Raw genomic sequence first — 16,577 nt, 5'->3', positions numbered from 1 at the left:
AAAGCTGCACTGAGTGCAGCTTTTTTCATTTTTCCTACCGCGCTTATTCTGTACCACCGACGGTGAGCGCGTCCAGCTTAAGTGTTGGCTGACCAACCCCGACCGGGACACTCTGGCCGGCCTTACCGCACACCCCGACACCGCGGTCGAGTTGTAAGTCATTGCCCACCATAGAGACTTGCTGCATTGCTTCTATGCCGGATCCGATCAATGTCGCGCCTTTGACCGGGCGGGTGATCTTACCGTCTTCAATCAGATAAGCTTCCGAGGTTGAGAAGACAAATTTCCCCGAGGTAATGTCTACCTGGCCGCCGCCGAAGTTCGGAGCGTACAAGCCTTTTTTCACCGAGGCGATGATCTCTTCCGGGCTATGCTGGCCAGGCAACATGTAGGTGTTGGTCATCCGCGGCATTGGCAGGTGCGCATAAGACTCACGACGGCCGTTACCGGTTGGAGCGGTTCCCATCAGGCGTGCATTGAGTTTGTCCTGCATATAGCCTTTCAGCACACCATTTTCAATCAGGGTGTTGTACTGGCCATTGACCCCTTCATCATCGATGTTGAGCGAGCCGCGCAGATCTTTCAGCGTGCCGTCATCCACGATAGTACACAGCTCAGACGTAACTTTTTGTCCGACTTTACCTGAAAAGACCGAAGACTCTTTACGGTTAAAGTCACCTTCAAGGCCATGTCCTACCGCCTCGTGCAGCAGTACACCGGGCCAGCCGGAGCCCAACACCACAGGCATGGTTCCCGCAGGCGCCGCATCGGCTTCCAGATTGACCAGCGCCTGACGAATCGCTTCATCGGCGAAACGAAATGCCACCTGACTGCCGGCATCATCACTCAGAAAGTAGTCATAGCCAAAACGACCACCACCGCCCGCGCTGCCCCGTTCGCGACGGTCACCTTTTTGTGCCAGCACACTGATAGACAGGCGCACCAATGGGCGAATATCGCCGGCATAGGTGCCATCCGTTGCGGCCACCAGCACTTGCTCATGCACCCCGCTCAAACTGATGCTCACCTCTTTCACCAGCGGTTCTTTCGCCCGGATATAGGCATCCAGCTGTTTCAGCAGCTCGGTTTTCTGCTGTTTTTGCCAGCTCTCCAGCGGGTTCACTGCGGCATATTGCGCCGGATTATCGTGACGTTTGAACGCCTGCACCCGACCAGACCGGCCCTGCTGGGCGATGCCACGCGCCGCATTGGCACTTTGTTGTAGCGCCTCAAGCTGGATCTGATCTGAATAAGCAAAACCGGTTTTCTCTCCGGTTACCGCCCGGACACCGACACCCTGATCGATGTTAAAGGAGCCGTCTTTAATAATGCTGTCTTCCAGCACTAACGATTCGTGCCAGCTCGACTGAAAATAGAGATCGGCATAATCAATCTCTCGCGTTGCCATGCTGGCCAGCGTTTCCGCCAGATTTTGTTGATCCAGTCCGGCCGGTGCCAGCAGAGCTTGTTCAATGCGGTTTATCGTCATACCGTACTCTTAGATTTAAATTGGTTTTCAAACCGGTTGTGCTGACTCACCGGCATTGCTGATCGGATATCGTTAACTTTACTGATATCCAGTTGTGCCAGCATACTGTGCATCGGACTGCCGGCATCTGCGACCACTTCCCCCCAGGGGTCGATCAGCATTGAATGCCCCCAGGTTTCGCGACCACATGGATGATGCCCGGTTTGATTGACCGCCAGCACCCAGCACTGATTTTCAATTGCCCTGGCTCGTAGTAACGATTGCCAGTGTGCCCGTCCGGTGACAGCAGTAAAAGCCGCCGGAACCAAAATCAGTTCAGCGCCCCGGTTTCTTAATTCAGTATACAGATGCGGGAAGCGTAAATCATAACAGATCGACAAACCAATATTGGCAAACGGAGTATGGACCAATTTTACCTCGTTGCCAGGGGTGAAAGTTTCCGATTCCCGGTAGTGGCGATGGCCGTCGGCCACATCGACATCAAACATATGCAATTTATCGTAACTGGCCTGACATTGACCCTGCGGGTCAAACACTAGGCAAGTGGTGGTTACACCCGACTCTCTGCGAATAGGCATGCTGCCGACCACCAACCAAATCTGGTGTTTGCGCGCCAGTTCACTCATCGCCTGCTGCAGCGGACCACTACCGAAAGACTCGGCAACTCGGTGGTAATCGCGTTTACTGCCAAATACCAACGCATTTTCTGGCGTAACCACCAGAGCGGCGCCCTGTTCAGCCAGCAGTGCAACCTGAGTCTGAATATAAGCCAGGTTTTGCTCGGCATCCGGTCCGGATGTCATCTGTATCAGGCCTACTTTTTCCATCTGTCCACTTCCTATTGCTTTCCGTGTGTTACTGTTGCTTTTCCTTGCGCATTTTTTTCGGCAGGGTGAACTCTCCCCGGCTCCGCGACAGCTCGCTCACTTTGGGAGAATCCAGCGGTCCTTTAACTTCGTAGTTCACCTGAGTAAAGACTTCCACAACCGGCGCAAACACCGTGGTAATTGCCAGCACATACAGCGCTGTAGGTGGCGTCACGGCAAAAGCGGTCAGCACGGGAATACCCGAGGTAATATCCGGGACAAAGTTCACTTCCGCATCGACCATCTGACTGTTCAAGTTGGCGATACCTTTTATATTCATCTCACCGGCAACCGCATCCATCTGAATGTCATTGGTGATAAAAATGCCGTCCTGAAGCTTACCGGTACCGGTCAGCGAGTTAAAAGCCATCCCGTTGTCAAATACGTCACTGAAATCAAGCTGCATCTTACGAATGATCGAATCGAGGCTAAACAGCCCCAACAACTTGGCAGCGCCGCTGACATCCGATACAACGCCTTTGCCCAGCTTAATCTTCATACCGCCTTGCAACGACGAGATGCGGGCTGACCAAGGCGCCCCGTCCCACTCGGTATCCGCCGCCAGCTCAAACGGCGCACGCTGAATACCGGTAGAAATGCCAAACCGTTCCAGCACGTCGCTGTTGTTTTCGCCCGAGGCCGACATATTCATCTGAGTATGGCTGCGATCGCCAGACAGCTCCCAACGACCACTGATATCCAGCTGGTTGTTGCCACTCTGCATCGACAGCTTTTTCCACTCCAGCGAATCTCCACGCCGTTGTAAGTCCATGTTGAGCTTGCCCACTTTGTAACCCTGCAACCAGAAGTCCGAGATATTCAGAGTAAGATTCGGCATCAGTTGATGGAAGCGGCGTTCAAAACCGGAGATCAGTGGCGCCGACTGATCTTCCGCTTCGAAGATGGATTTACTCTCATCCCGTTGTTCCAACTGAGGGACAAACACATGGAGCCGATCGAGTGACACGGAAAGGTCATAAGGTTCAATATAGCTGGCTTCGCCTTTGGCTTCCTGGCTGTTGAGCTGCATATACCAGCCAAGATTTTTACGCTTAGCTTCAAACGCCACATCGTGCCATTCCAGTCCGGCCAGGTTGACGGTTTCACTGTTAAGGTTAACCCGCTCCGGTATTGGGATCTCAGGAGTATTGAGCTGAGAAAGACGCGTTTTTTCGGTTTTAACCGGTGCTTCGAACGCGCTCAGCCAGGAGTCCAGATCGATTTTATCCAGCCGGACCTGGGCCTGATGGCCGACAATCGGGCTGATCTTAAAGCTGCCACGTCCAAGTATCAGATTACTGGCATAAAGTTCCGGAGTGTTGGGTCGAATGTCAATTTCCGTCTGATATTTGGCTCCCGGTACCTGCAGCCGCGCACTGACGGTTTCCTGATTACCGGATGCCTGCAATCTGGCCTGGCCGGCCACCCCTTTCGCTTTGGCCAGCGGGTACGGGAATTCACTTACCAACTGCTTGATGTCGGCGCGGGTATCGATCTGATACGTAAAGCCGACATCATCCAGCTGAATATCCACATCCATATTCCACGGCGCATGACCAGATAGCTTGCCCAGCCACTGTTTGCCAACATAGGGGACCAGCGGTTTGATATCCCAGTCCCCCAGCACATCAATATTGACCACGTAACCTTCACTGGCATTTTCACCGGCAAAATCGATCGAAACTGGCTGATCGAGCAAAATTGCGCTCAATCCCGCCGCCTTAACGACATCATTGTCAAACTCTACCCGTCCCGAGACATCGGCTAATGCCATTGGCGGCGCATTGATCTTAACCTGATCACTGGCCAGATCGGCATAGCCCCAGGCTCTGGGCTGACGCTGACGATTAAACGGAATATTGAGCTGAAACTCGGAATCGACATCACCATCGATCTGGATCGTGGTTAATGCCGCACCGACGGAATCCACCAGCGGCGTGGCCGTCATATAATCTCTGACCGCGTTGCCTTTTCCTCTCGCTTTCGCTTCGATCTCGATATGGCCGTCAGGGGCCAGATGAGGAATCCGTCCGGTAATACGCTCAGCATTAACATCCATTAGCACCGCATGGTCTGAATCCAGATACATGGCGTCATTTTGAAATAACAGATCCAACTGCAGATCAGTGATCGGAGGCCAGGCGGTATCAAAACTGAACTTACCTTGCTTGAGTCCAACCCAGGCCTGGAACATACCGTTATTATCCGCGTAGGGAAAATCGGCCAGACGGCCATACCAGAGCAATTTGGCGGTATTCACCTTGCCGCCCTGAATGGCAGTAGAGAGGTAGTCGGTCAGATCCCGCCCCAACGCCAGTGTCGGCAGGTAACGCCAGGTCTGACCGGCATTCACCAGGTCGGCCTCAGCGTAAAATGACAGTAATGGGCTCTGCTCAGGAGGCATGTCGAGGCGAAACGCCCCCAGCGCCTGCAGATCCGGGGTCGCAACCGCGACTTTATCCGCCCATAAACTCCAGCCCCCTTGCGGCCACTGTTGCCAGACAATATCGACCAGCCCTTGTTTTATATTCAACGGCGCCTGGAATACGTCACCGTAAGGCAACTGATCATCGATCAGCTCAGCCTTAGCATTGAGTTGTTCCAGGTTACCACTGATTTGGGCACTCAACCGGTGCACTTCCGGCAGCAGATACCCCTGAGCCAGAGACCCGTCGGTCAGGTTGGCGGAATACCGCAATGACTCCACCTCGCTGCCCATCGACAGACGAATGTCGCTTAAAACGCCGCCAGGCTGTAATTTATCGACTGTCGTGCTGATATCGCTGGAACCTGGTATCAGGCTCACCAAAGGCCTTAACCTCGCCAACTCCAACTGGGATACGTTTAACAGCCACTGCTCGGGTTGCCAGTTGAAGGCCAAGTCGATATCTGGCCAGGATTGTTGATCGGTAGACAGCTTAAGTGAGTGACCAATTACCTGCCAGCCTTTATCAGTTGGGAATAACTTGAATACGCCTGAATCAACAGTCAACTGATGTTCAACGTCATTCTGCCAGGACAGTTTCGATGGTCGCAGCTCGACATAGGCGTCTTTGGGCTCACTGCGTTCCAGTGTCAGCCAGCTGTTGAAGCTCGCGCGTCCCTTGGTAATGCCGGTTTCTGTTTTAATGTACTGCGTCAGCCAAGGGCCAACCTGGACATTATCTGCGGACAGATAAAAGTCACCGGAAACATCGGCGACGGAGCCATAATCGGTAAACTGAGCGCTGACGGATAAAGAATTAAGATTGCTATCCACTACGCTGACAATACCGTCAGCCAGGTGCCGTTTGCCCTGATTGCGCCAGCGTAACTTATCAATCGCCAGTTCCCGCTCACGACCATCCAAGCCAAGATAGGTTAAGCGGGAATCCAGCAGGGCAAACTCATCCAGCTGACGCAGAAAAATGCTCTCCAGCTGCTTGATCACCGAACTATCATCGCTTTGCGGTTTCGCTACCGCGCCTTGCTCGGCTTGCGCTTCCAGCCAGTTGATCGAACTGACATCCAGCGCCATCTGATGCAAAGTGAGCTCGGCGACCACTGGCTGCAGTTGTAACAGCGACTGGATCAGGTCAAACTCCACTTCCACACGACCGACGGTGAGCTGGATATCACTGCCAGGACCGGTATCAGCGTCGACGCCCTGCAATGAAATGGAGGGGTGGGTATTGCGCCAGAAGCCTTCAATGGCCGCGATTTCAAAATCGATCCCGCTCTGTTGATTAACCCAGGTTTGAATCTCGTCACGGTACTGGTTTAACTTGGGCAGTACCACGCGCATGGCTGTGACTGCTATGGCCAATGAGACCAGAGCAGCGACCATAAGATACAAACTGATTCGCCATAAACGGGTTATCATCGCTCTTTGCTACCCGGAATTACATCATCACGACGTCAAACTGTTCCTGAATGTACAGGGGCTCAGCCTGAATGTGCACTTGCTTACCAATAAACAGCTCCAGCTCAGCCAGAGCGTGGGATTCCTCTCCATCCAGGGCTTCTGCCACCAATGGCGATGCATACACCACAAATTTATCGGCATCGTAGGCGCGGTTAACCCGGGTAATTTCACGCAGAATTTCATAACAGATGGTTTCCACCGTTTTGACACTGCCACGCCCTTCACAGGTCGGACATTGCGAGCACAGCACATGCTCGATGCTTTCTCTGGTGCGCTTACGGGTCATTTCGACCAAGCCAAGTTGGGTGAAACCATTGATATTGGTTTTCACCCTGTCTTTGTTCAGCGCCGTCTCGAGCGAGTTGAGTACTCGCACGCGATGGTCGTCTGATGCCATGTCGATGAAATCAATGATAATAATACCGCCCAGATTCCTCAGCCTCAGTTGACGGGCGATGGCCTGTGTCGCTTCAATATTGGTATTGAATATGGTCTCTTCCAGATTGCGACGACCAACAAACGCACCGGTATTGATGTCGACCGTGGTCATTGCTTCCGTTTGGTCGATGATCAGGTAGCCACCCGATTTGAGCTCGACTTTGCGATCTAACGCTCGCTGGATTTCATTTTCGGTGTCGTACATATCGAAGATAGGTTTATCCCCTTCGTACAGATCCAGTTTCTCTGTCAGTTCGGGCACATATTCAGAGGTAAACTCCTGCAGGTTTTCGAATTCCTGCCGTGAATCCACCAGAATCTTATCCAGTTCGGTACCGACAAAGTCACGCAGAATACGTTGCGACAGCCCAAGCTCACCGTACAACGTCGAACGGGTCTTGTATTTGCTGCGACGCTCCATAACCTTAGACCACAGACGTTTCAAAAATGCCGCATCCTGGGACAACTCTTTTTCGTCTGCGCCTTCTGCGGCGGTGCGAATAATAAAACCGCCCAGTTCATCACAGTAATCGGCCACGACTTTTTTCAGCCGATCACGCTCTTGTTCACTTTCGATGCGCTGGGAAACCCCTACGTGACTAGCTCCCGGCATAAACACCAGATAACGGGATGGCAGGGTAATGTCAGTGGTTAAGCGAGCCCCTTTAGTACCGAGTGGATCTTTCACCACCTGCACCACAATATCCTGCCCCTGGCGGACTAACTCAGAGATATCCCGTACCTGGAACTGCTGCTTTTCATTTTCCGCGACACATTCGGTATGGGGGACAATATCGGAAGCATGCAGAAAAGCCGCTTTATCCAGACCGATATCGACAAACGCGGCCTGCATGCCGGGCAGTACACGACTGACTTTACCTTTATAGATATTGCCGACTATGCCTCGTTTGGCTTCACGTTCGACATGGATTTCCTGGAGGGTTCCCCCCTCGATCATCGCGACCCGGGTTTCACTGGGGGTAACATTTATAAGCAACTCTGTACTCATGAGAGCACCTCAAATTTGATTTTATAAGAATTCTTGTAGCAGTTGGTCCGTTTCGTACAGGGGTAAACCAACAACAGCGTGATAGCTGCCTTCGATGCGGGTAACAAATCGCCCACCAAGTCCCTGGATTCCGTAACTGCCCGCTTTGTCGCAAGGCTCACCAGATTGCCAATACTGTTCTATTTCTTGTTCTGACAGGCATTTAAACCAGACTTGAGTGGTAACCAGCACCGTTTTTTGCACTTGTGGGGTGGCGATACATACCGATGTCATCACCTGATGCGATCGCCCGGACAACTGTTGCAGCATCTGTTTCGCCGCGGCAAAATCAGCCGGTTTTTCTAACACCTGCTTGTCGCACACCACGATAGTATCAGACCCGAGCACCACGACATCACCTGCATAAGCCAGCACCGCTAGCGCTTTCTCTCGCGCCAGCCGCTCAACATAGTGCACCGGTGACTCATCGGGCTGTCGCTGTTCTTCAACAGCCGGAATCAAAATATCGAACTGATAACCGAGTTGCTGCAACAACTCTTTTCGACGAGGAGAGCCGGAGGCCAGGACTAATCTTTTGCTCATTGTTCTACTTTACGTGCCAGTGACGCCGAACCCGGCGCAACAACAAAAATAACCATGACCACAGTATACAGTTAATCAGGCCGCTCCACAGTGACAACGGGTTAAAGGCGACATCCTGAATCAAGTATTCTCCAAAAAATATCAGCACTTGCAGCAACATAGACAGTAGCGCGATGATGATCGCCTGCTGCCAGAGCGCCATATTTCGCAGTACCAGGAAGTTTAGCGCGACGATATAAATCACAATCGCCATCATCATCCCGCGGATACCGAGTGTCGAGCCCAGCAGCAAATCCCACAATAAGCCCAGCACCAGAGCGGTACCGACATTGACCCGGTGTGGCAGCGCCAGAACCCAATAACAGGTAACCAACAGCAGCCAGGAGGGCCTTAGCAGATCCAGTATTCCTGGCCATGGAATGGTTTGCAGTACCAGTGCGAGCAGAAAAGTGGTCGCAATCACCATTTTACTTTGCAGTACGTGGTTAGCCATCTTTTTGCTCCTCATCAGACACGGTTGCTGCCGGCGGTTGTGGCGCAGGCTCTTCTTCAACTGATTTCTGATTGGCTTCACTCGGCCAGACCAACAACAGATAACGCAGCCGCTCAAAATCGACCACCGGATCCGCTTCGATCAAGGCGAACTCTCGCCGACTGTCACGTTCGACTTTGGCCACCACCGCAACCGGGTAGCCTTCAGGATAGATTTCCCCCAATCCGGAGCTGACCAATAAGTCGCCTTCCTGAATGTCGGTACTGATAGGAATGTGTTCCAGCTGCATTTTGTCCACTTGGGCATTGCCAGATGCTATCACCCGGATGTCGTTGCGGATGACCTGGACAGGAATGGCGCTGTTGCTGTCAGTCAGCAGCAGTACCCGGCTGTTGTGTGCCGAAACAAAAGTAACCTGACCGACGATACCTTTGTCATTGATGACCGGCTGACCGACATAAACACCGTCGGTACGGCCTTTATCGATCACTACCTGATGACGGTAGGGTGAAGTATCGACCGCCATGACTTCCGTGACCACTTTACGCTCATCGCGGACAAACGAAGACCCCAGCAACTTGCGCAGCCGCTGGTTCTCTTCGCGATATTGGTCCAGCAGCACCAGTTCACTTTTCAGTCCCAGCACTTCACGACGCAGGTTGTGGTTGGACTGCATCAGCTCCTGGCGGCTGTTAAATCGTTCGTAAAAGCCGTCAAACATTACCCGCGGCAAATCGGCGGCGTATTGGATCGGAGCAACCATGCTGTTGAGCAGGTAACGTACATCAGAAAATGCACCCAAACGACTATCAGCCAGCATAAGGCTGGCTGATACTATAACGGCGATAAATAGTCTTAACTGAAGTGAAGGGCCTCTACCAAAGATTGGCTTCATGCGTTCGAAATCCTATCTGAGCTGATTCCAGTTCACCCATAGTGGCGAACCGCAGAAGCGTTATTCTTCGCTAAACAGATCGCCACCGTGCATGTCGATCATTTCAAGCGCTTTACCACCGCCTAAGGCAACACATGTCAGTGGGTCTTCTGCCACCACTACAGGAATGCCGGTTTCTTCAGTCAGCAATCGATCAAGATCTTTCAGCAATGCACCACCGCCAGTCAGGACCATACCATTTTCGGAAATGTCTGATGCCAATTCTGGTGGACACTGTTCCAGTGCAACCATCACGGCCGATACAATCCCGGTCAGTGGTTCCTGCAGGGCTTCCAGGATCTCGTTAGAGTTCAGGCTAAAGCTGCGTGGCACACCTTCTGCCAGGTTACGACCGCGAACTTCGATTTCCTGAACTTCGTCACCCGGGTACGCAGAACCGATCTCATGTTTGATTTTCTCGGCAGTCGCTTCACCGATTAAGCTGCCGTAATTGCGGCGAACATAGTTAATGATCGCTTCATCAAAACGGTCACCACCAATGCGAACAGATGAAGAGTAAACCACACCATTCAGTGAGATAACGGCAACTTCAGTAGTACCACCACCGATATCGACCACCATTGAACCGGTAGGTTCAGATACGCGTAAACCGGCACCGATTGCCGCCGCCATTGGTTCGTCGATCAGGTACACTTCACGTGCGCCAGCACCCAGTGCCGATTCACGGATCGCACGGCGTTCTACTTGGGTAGAACCGCAAGGGACACAGACCAGCACACGTGGGCTAGGTTTCAGCACGCTGTTGTCGTGCACTTGTTTAATAAAGTGCTGCAGCATTTTTTCGGTAACGTAGAAGTCGGCAATGACGCCATCTTTCATCGGACGAATTGCTGAAATATTCCCTGGAGTACGGCCCAGCATTTGTTTAGCAGCATGACCCACCGCTGCGACACTTTTACCTGCACGATTACGATCCTGACGGATGGCAACTACAGAGGGCTCGTCAAGAACAATACCTTGTCCTTTTACATAAATTAGGGTGTTGGCAGTGCCTAAATCGATAGATAGGTCATTAGAAAACATGCCACGAAGTTTTTTGAACATATTCTTCGCTCGTCCTGCAAGAATTAGAAGATAGAAAACTGAGCTAAATGTACCAATGCCTTGCCATCACAGCAAGGCATTGAGGTGTAAACATGGGCTGAAACACGCAATTTCTAACATATTCCTTACTTAGTATAAAAAAAGGACAACTGTCAGCCGCCTGTAAGGCCGGTTTCGCCACGAAAAATGATCTTATCGTTACCACGGAAGATACCGAAGGTGACCAATGCCTGAGGATCTTCTTCGTCGTTCTTATCTTGATCCCAGTCGTAACGAAGCCAGGGCAGCAGATTGACACCCGGAGCGCTGCAGCTAGGTTCGGGAGGAGCACTTAGCGCCAATTGAATACGCGCCTGTTCTCTCCGGGCCGTTTGTTGACTGGCGATTAATTGCTGCGACTCGCCATCAACCACAGTCGCGCTGCCAGACGCCGTGACATTGGTACTGCTGCTGCAACTGTTACTACCAATAAAGCTGGTCGCATTATCCTGGCCGTTTACAGCAAAAGTATTGCCGTTCCAGTATTGAGTTTGTAGCGGTATGGCGATATCTCTGCCCGTCGGCCCGTCGACATCGGCCAAGTGTAGCCGACCAAACAGAATCTGTGGCTGTACGGGTAATAACAGGGTCTCAGCCCTGGTTGGCGTAAATTTGACCGGGTCTTCATTCACAAGAGGATCGACAGTCAGACTAATTTGACTATCGCTGTTTCCGGACAGATTTAGCGGTCCATCAGGCACAAAATCCGTTGCCTTGGTCCAGCAGAATCCCGTGGCACAGTTATGCGTTGAAGGTGAACTGTAATCAAACTCACCTAATGCAAAATCTTCTCCCCCGGCAGTTGCCGAACTCCAACGGCCTTTATCCAATGATGGCGAAATAAGCCGATTTGGAGTGCTACCCATTTCAGACAGTGCAATTTTGGCTTGAAACTGCGGCTCAAACCAAGTGTAGTTTTTCACTTTTTCCCCGGCCGAATTGTACGCCGAAAGATTAAACTGATAACCGTCAAACGGCTGGTGCATATAGGCAAAGTTTTGGCTGGAGGGGTAATCCCAGCTATTGTCACCTTCTAGCTCAAAATAGGCGGGGTAAAAGCGGCCGATGCTCAGCCGGCCAGAAAAGCCTCCCAGGATATTACTGAAGAAAGCGCTGGTTTCATTGACCTTAAATTTAAAGCTGCCGACTTCGCTATAACGCAGATTGGCAAAAGCATAACCGCCATTATCCGGGGCAACACCAGTAATAGATTGATTTAACAGCGAGATTGGCTTCAGCCCCCCCACTTCTCCCTCTATCGGCGAGTCGAGAACTGGCATCGCCGCTACGCGGCCATCGGTAAAAAAATAGTTTTGCGTTACGCCGGTATTATCTTCCGTGCAAGCCTGGGCATTTCTCGCCCCATACATCACCGGTTTGGCGTAAAGGGTAAATGGGTCACCTGCCGCCCGGTAACCTGGTCCAGCATAACTGTAACCATCGACGCTCTCGTTGTCTTGGGAACAGATGGCAAAACGGTCGGGGCGGGAGCGTACATGGAAAGTGCCAGTGAGTTCTTTTTGCCCATCGATAGGACAATCTCTTAAACCGGTGCAGTCAAATTTGGGCTCGACCAGAGTGACCTGAAAATCACCCGCTTCATCTATCGACAGGGAACTATTGGATTTTCCAGCACTAAACTGCGGCTGATAAGTCAACGTACCGTCAATACCGCCATCTGTCTTGCTCGGGTAGATGACGCTATGGCTGACACTAGGTGAGCCACTGTAACTGGAGGCAATAATCGCAGTATTGTTCTCCGTACAGGCCCAGACCTCTTGATTCCAAGTTTGCCCTTCACGTGGAAAAACATCCCCGGCAACCACATCCAAATTATCTACCGCGATTAAAAATGGCACATAACTGAATGTCGCGGCCACCTCTTTGCTTTCATCGTCCACCATAGTGATTTGAATGGTATAAGGGTTTTCAAGGTCTGTTTTACTTGGCGATGTCGAACGGACGCTTAGTCTCAATTCGCCTGAAGTATTAGAAGAAAAATATCCGCCGCCATTATTTTGTCCGATTCCATTAGCGACTTCCGCACTTAAATAACTACTGTCGCCAGGACTTGAACGATATATTTCTACTTTGACCTGAAGAGATTCTGCAACACCATTTTTTGAGGTATTGACAGTAAAGTTGGGACTGGCACTACCGCAAGCAAGCGCCATCTGCGTTGATGGTGAGATACGGATATCAAACCGGTTGCCTGGTGTGACACACTGGTGTTGGCTACGCGACGCTATTATACCATTCCAGCCACTGATATTGACACTGTGTGCACTTACCCCACCAGAAAGGTAAAAATCTGTCGCTCCAATATCAAATCCCCCACCTCGAGTGTTGGCCGGATCCACATAGATATAACCATAAACACTCATCCCCTCAACAGTCCAGGGAACTGACCAGTTGGAGGCTGCACCATGGCCAATAATCAGCAGATCTTCACTTACACCACCGTCATTAATTTTGATAGGGTTAACAGAGCCTGACTGGTCAAATACGGCCTGTTTATAGTGAATAACACTGGGCGCAGTGATAGTTATCTGCGCACCACCAAGCATCGTCAACGTTCCGATATAGTAGTGTCCCCCAGTCAGATTGATGGTACTGTCTGTTCCAAGGAAGACGGATTCATATTTGCGTGCAGCCAGGTCACCGCAATCTCCGCCAGTACAATTGACAGCGGCCTCTCTGTCGACCGAATAATCATTTATGACCGGTGGAAAATTAAGGTAATGTTTGATTGGATCAACCTGACAAGTTTGAATCCCAAGTGATGGATAGTCACATCCCGCACCACCAGCGTAGTTTTTAAAGGAGAGCTCTGTCCCATCGGATGGCAGAACCAGCTTGCTGCCAGTGCCATTGGTTATCGCCAGTTGACCCTGTGGCTGGCGATTCCAGTAAACATTACTTTGAGCAACTTCGGGAACAAATGGGCAGACATCAACATCGATCTCAACCGGAGGCAACTCAGGAGTATTGCTACACTCGACTTCATTTACACCCTGCCCATCGCCAGATACCGCAATGGCAGCAGATAAATCGGTTAGGTCGGCAAATTCCGAACTAATCAAATCCCATGCACCATCTCGTAGTAGGTAGTATTCTAAAATTCCGGCCTTATTACTGGTAGTTTGGTAACTGAGTGCAATGTTGTAGACGTATCCGGGAGAAGTGTCATAGTCAGTAATAACCGCCCCAACATTGGCATTATTACTCCATATCGGCACATAATCTCTGGCCTTTCTGGGATTTCGCTTGGTTGCGTAAATCACGTCATTGTCACTCGCGGGATCAAGTTTGTAAGTAACTGCAAACTCGGTATTACTTAACAGCGCCCCACACTGAGCACTGGAAAATGCCCATGCTGGTAGAGTAAACAGTGAAAGTAACAGAACAAACCAAATCCTGACCATTACTCAACCTCTCTCAACCAAGCCTGCTGGCTACGTTCCACCAGAAACTCACCCGAACCGCATTGGACCCTCGATTGCAACGTAAAATAGCGCAGCGCTTCGGGAATACCTGAACCCGGTGGAGTACAACTGACGACTATTTGGCGGCAGTTTTCGGTATACAGCCCAGCCGGAACCGCCGGTAGCGCCGAACAGGTAGCAGTAAGGTCAAACTGCTCTCCGGTATTCAACGGCGGATATAGCTGAGTAAGTGCCCACTCATTTACCGAGTGCGCTAACAACCAGGCCTGGCTACCGAGCACATCACGTGAATTAGCCTCCTGATTACTCCATTCCACCCGGCTTAAACTGGCCGCCAGAAAACCCATCACCACAATGACGAATATCACTACCACAAAGAGATTGCCTCGCTGGGTCCGCTGACTATGGTACATTGAGCACCTGTACATCTTGCTGGTAGTTAGTTTGTTCACCCTGTGATTCAAACAGCAGGTTTATATGTACCAAACCCGCCTGCTCCATATTGGTGCCCTGATACGAAAAGCTGCCTTGGTTGATAACCGAATCGGAAACCGGGATTAGAGATTGTGAACCGGTGGCTAAATCCTGCTGCTGGCGAACAATATCCGCACTACCACTGCGCAGACAGTAAGCAACCTGTTGGGAAAACAGATAATAACGATTGGCGACAGACTGGCTGGAGAGCTGACTGGCTCCGCTGACCAGGGTAAACACCGCGCCTGACACTGTCGTATTAGCACTGGTCAATTCAATGGCATTGACCGCGTCAGACACCGAAGTGGGATTGGTGATCAGTCTTTCACCGGCATCGATAATCTGGTTATTGCTGTATGAACCACCGACCACAAACAGCACATCCGCACCGGAAATGGTATAGAAACCGGCATAGTCGATCGGGTAGAAATTGATGCAACTGCTGCTTCCGATAATCAGGTCATCGGACAGCATATTGGGCACGCTATGGCGTAGCTCTCGGCTCATTTTCTCCAGCACAAATTTTGCCTGGGTCTGCAGCCGCTGCCGCTCAACTGAATCGGCATAGCCCTTAGTGCCAAATTCGACAAATCCGGCAATCGCCAGCACCAGAATGCCGCCGATAACCATGGTCAACACCATTTCAATCAGGGTAAAACCGCGCACGCGCATCAGTAGTTCCCCCTGAAGGCGGTAAATTGCAGCGGTTGCTGGCGGCTGGCGTGGATCACCATATTGATCTGCTTAAGTGAATTGGGGGCAAAGCCTGCGGCATAGTCGACAGCAATATCCACCCTGAAGTTTTTGTAGCTGGTCTGGCTGTCACCCACCAGCAGGTTGAGATCACTGCAGCCATTGCCGCCACCGGGAATCCAGCAGCCCTGGTAATCATCAACATCGTTAAACTGCTGCGGCGATTCGCTCTCTGCCCCCATCACCGAGCTGCAGTTTGCATGTGGCGTACCGGCGGATTGTCCCTCTCCGCAGCGAAGTTCACCGCCGTTAAAGTCACTGTTGTGATCAAACCCGCGCGCCAGAATTTGTGTCATTAAACTTTGCCCCAGTGCGGCAGCCCGGGCCTGGTAATGCAGGTCGGCAGAGCGAGTTACCAACGGGACAATAAAGCTGCTGATGGTCACCATGGCAATCCCGAGCACCACCATCACCACAATACTTTCTATCAGGGTAAAGCCGCGTATTTTCATTCTCAGCAACCTCCTGACACATAACCCTGGGCATTAATACAGACCCGGGTTTGGCTATCACTGGCAGTCAGGGTAAGAGTAATGCCTCCGGCCGCTGCCCCTTGCGGATTACCCAGCATATCAAAGCTGATATCAGTGACGTTAGGCGTGACGCTGACCGTAACCTGATCGCTTAACATCACATCGCTGCGCTGCTCGGTTGTCAATGAACACGCCAGTGAACTGCCAATACAGCTGGGCAGACCGGTTTGAATGCTAAGCCGACTGCGCAGGCAATGCTGCTTAAGCTCACTAGGCGCTGCCGGGCTGTCGCAATAGCTGTTGAGATCAGCAATATTGGCCTGCATCCGGCTTAGCTGAACCTGGCGGATCACCGCGATCGTCTGTTCCTGAGCAGTATAAGCGGCAAAACTGCCGACGCCGAAATAGCGGCTGGCGGCATATACGGTGACTATCGCGAGCAAAATGATCACGATTATCAGTTCTACCAGGGTAAATCCTTTTGCCGCGTATTTGTCCATTGCAGGGGGATAACTTGTTTGCTAATTGGTTAACTATATAGGGAAAAATACCATTGCTAGAGGGGGTATTCGTAAGCTATGGCGAGTTTTAGAATTGAAGGACTTAGTGGAA

Annotated in this window: 13 protein-coding genes; all 13 read right to left on the bottom strand. The window is 51.4% G+C overall.

The features are described 5' to 3' along the window. Positions 1-43: 43 nt before the first annotated feature. The gene (tldD, locus tag ACQY6F_RS05645) at positions 44-1,489 is read right to left on the bottom strand and encodes a metalloprotease TldD (RefSeq protein WP_428772841.1); all 1,446 of its coding nucleotides are present in this window, start codon (positions 1,487-1,489) and stop codon (positions 44-46) included. Next, complete coding sequence (locus tag ACQY6F_RS05640) at positions 1,486-2,316, bottom strand: carbon-nitrogen hydrolase family protein (protein ID WP_428772839.1); 831 nt, start codon at positions 2,314-2,316, stop codon at positions 1,486-1,488. The genes tldD and ACQY6F_RS05640 overlap by 4 nt, the downstream gene beginning before the upstream one ends. Positions 2,317-2,344: 28 nt before the next feature. After that, positions 2,345-6,217: a YhdP family protein gene (locus ACQY6F_RS05635; RefSeq protein ID WP_428772837.1), complete on the bottom strand. Its 3,873-nt coding sequence runs from the start codon at positions 6,215-6,217 to the stop codon at positions 2,345-2,347. A gap of 19 nt (positions 6,218-6,236) precedes the next feature. Continuing rightward, positions 6,237-7,706 (bottom strand): ribonuclease G, encoded by a 1,470-nt coding sequence (gene rng, locus ACQY6F_RS05630; protein ID WP_428772835.1) that lies wholly within the window; start codon positions 7,704-7,706, stop codon positions 6,237-6,239. Between the two features lie 21 nt (positions 7,707-7,727). Continuing rightward, positions 7,728-8,288, bottom strand: a complete 561-nt coding sequence (locus ACQY6F_RS05625; protein WP_428772834.1) for a Maf family protein — start codon at positions 8,286-8,288, stop codon at positions 7,728-7,730. A gap of 4 nt (positions 8,289-8,292) precedes the next feature. Next, on the bottom strand, positions 8,293-8,781 hold the full coding sequence (gene mreD / locus ACQY6F_RS05620) for a rod shape-determining protein MreD (protein ID WP_428772832.1): 489 nt from the start codon (positions 8,779-8,781) through the stop codon (positions 8,293-8,295). Continuing rightward, positions 8,774-9,676 (bottom strand): rod shape-determining protein MreC, encoded by a 903-nt coding sequence (gene mreC / locus ACQY6F_RS05615; RefSeq protein WP_428772830.1) that lies wholly within the window; start codon positions 9,674-9,676, stop codon positions 8,774-8,776. Before mreC ends, mreD begins: the two co-directional genes overlap by 8 nt. Positions 9,677-9,736: 60 nt before the next feature. Beyond that, entirely contained in the window at positions 9,737-10,780 is a 1,044-nt protein-coding gene (locus ACQY6F_RS05610; protein WP_428772829.1) for a rod shape-determining protein, read from the bottom strand. Between the two features lie 152 nt (positions 10,781-10,932). Next, the gene (locus ACQY6F_RS05605; protein ID WP_428772828.1) at positions 10,933-14,244 is read right to left on the bottom strand and encodes a DUF6701 domain-containing protein; all 3,312 of its coding nucleotides are present in this window, start codon (positions 14,242-14,244) and stop codon (positions 10,933-10,935) included. After that, entirely contained in the window at positions 14,244-14,678 is a 435-nt protein-coding gene (locus ACQY6F_RS05600) for an MSHA biogenesis protein MshP (protein WP_428772826.1), read from the bottom strand. Before ACQY6F_RS05600 ends, ACQY6F_RS05605 begins: the two co-directional genes overlap by 1 nt. Next, complete coding sequence (locus ACQY6F_RS05595) at positions 14,668-15,411, bottom strand: PilW family protein (RefSeq protein WP_428772825.1); 744 nt, start codon at positions 15,409-15,411, stop codon at positions 14,668-14,670. Before ACQY6F_RS05595 ends, ACQY6F_RS05600 begins: the two co-directional genes overlap by 11 nt. Beyond that, entirely contained in the window at positions 15,411-15,944 is a 534-nt protein-coding gene (locus ACQY6F_RS05590; RefSeq protein ID WP_428772823.1) for a type IV pilus modification PilV family protein, read from the bottom strand. Before ACQY6F_RS05590 ends, ACQY6F_RS05595 begins: the two co-directional genes overlap by 1 nt. 2 nt (positions 15,945-15,946) lie before the next feature. Further along, positions 15,947-16,465 carry a prepilin-type N-terminal cleavage/methylation domain-containing protein gene (locus tag ACQY6F_RS05585; RefSeq protein ID WP_428772822.1) on the bottom strand — a complete coding sequence of 173 codons (519 nt, stop codon included), beginning with the start codon at positions 16,463-16,465 and terminating at the stop codon, positions 15,947-15,949. Between the last annotated feature and the right edge of the window lie 112 nt (positions 16,466-16,577).

The sequence above is a fragment of the Vibrio sp. genome (assembly GCF_050299255.1).
Lineage (GTDB): Bacteria > Pseudomonadota > Gammaproteobacteria > Enterobacterales > Vibrionaceae > Vibrio.
The sequence above is the reverse complement of the archived record's forward strand: the minus strand, read 5'-3'. Positions and strand labels throughout refer to the sequence as shown.

Bases quoted from the DNA above. Each gene is read 5' to 3' on its own strand.
- ACQY6F_RS05640 (WP_428772839.1), bottom strand. From the start codon at position 2,316: ATGGAAAAAGTAGGCCTGATACAGATGACATCCGGACCGGATGCCGAG.
- ACQY6F_RS05595 (WP_428772825.1), bottom strand. From the start codon at position 15,411: ATGCGCGTGCGCGGTTTTACCCTGATTGAAATGGTGTTGACCATGGTT.
- ACQY6F_RS05610 (WP_428772829.1), bottom strand. From the start codon at position 10,780: ATGTTCAAAAAACTTCGTGGCATGTTTTCTAATGACCTATCTATCGAT.
- ACQY6F_RS05625 (WP_428772834.1), bottom strand. From the start codon at position 8,288: ATGAGCAAAAGATTAGTCCTGGCCTCCGGCTCTCCTCGTCGAAAAGAG.
- ACQY6F_RS05585 (WP_428772822.1), bottom strand. From the start codon at position 16,465: ATGGACAAATACGCGGCAAAAGGATTTACCCTGGTAGAACTGATAATC.
- rng (WP_428772835.1), bottom strand. From the start codon at position 7,706: ATGAGTACAGAGTTGCTTATAAATGTTACCCCCAGTGAAACCCGGGTC.
- mreD (WP_428772832.1), bottom strand. From the start codon at position 8,781: ATGGCTAACCACGTACTGCAAAGTAAAATGGTGATTGCGACCACTTTT.
- mreC (WP_428772830.1), bottom strand. From the start codon at position 9,676: ATGAAGCCAATCTTTGGTAGAGGCCCTTCACTTCAGTTAAGACTATTT.
- ACQY6F_RS05600 (WP_428772826.1), bottom strand. From the start codon at position 14,678: ATGTACCATAGTCAGCGGACCCAGCGAGGCAATCTCTTTGTGGTAGTG.
- ACQY6F_RS05605 (WP_428772828.1), bottom strand. From the start codon at position 14,244: ATGGTCAGGATTTGGTTTGTTCTGTTACTTTCACTGTTTACTCTACCA.
- tldD (WP_428772841.1), bottom strand. From the start codon at position 1,489: ATGACGATAAACCGCATTGAACAAGCTCTGCTGGCACCGGCCGGACTG.
- ACQY6F_RS05635 (WP_428772837.1), bottom strand. From the start codon at position 6,217: ATGATAACCCGTTTATGGCGAATCAGTTTGTATCTTATGGTCGCTGCT.
- ACQY6F_RS05590 (WP_428772823.1), bottom strand. From the start codon at position 15,944: ATGAAAATACGCGGCTTTACCCTGATAGAAAGTATTGTGGTGATGGTG.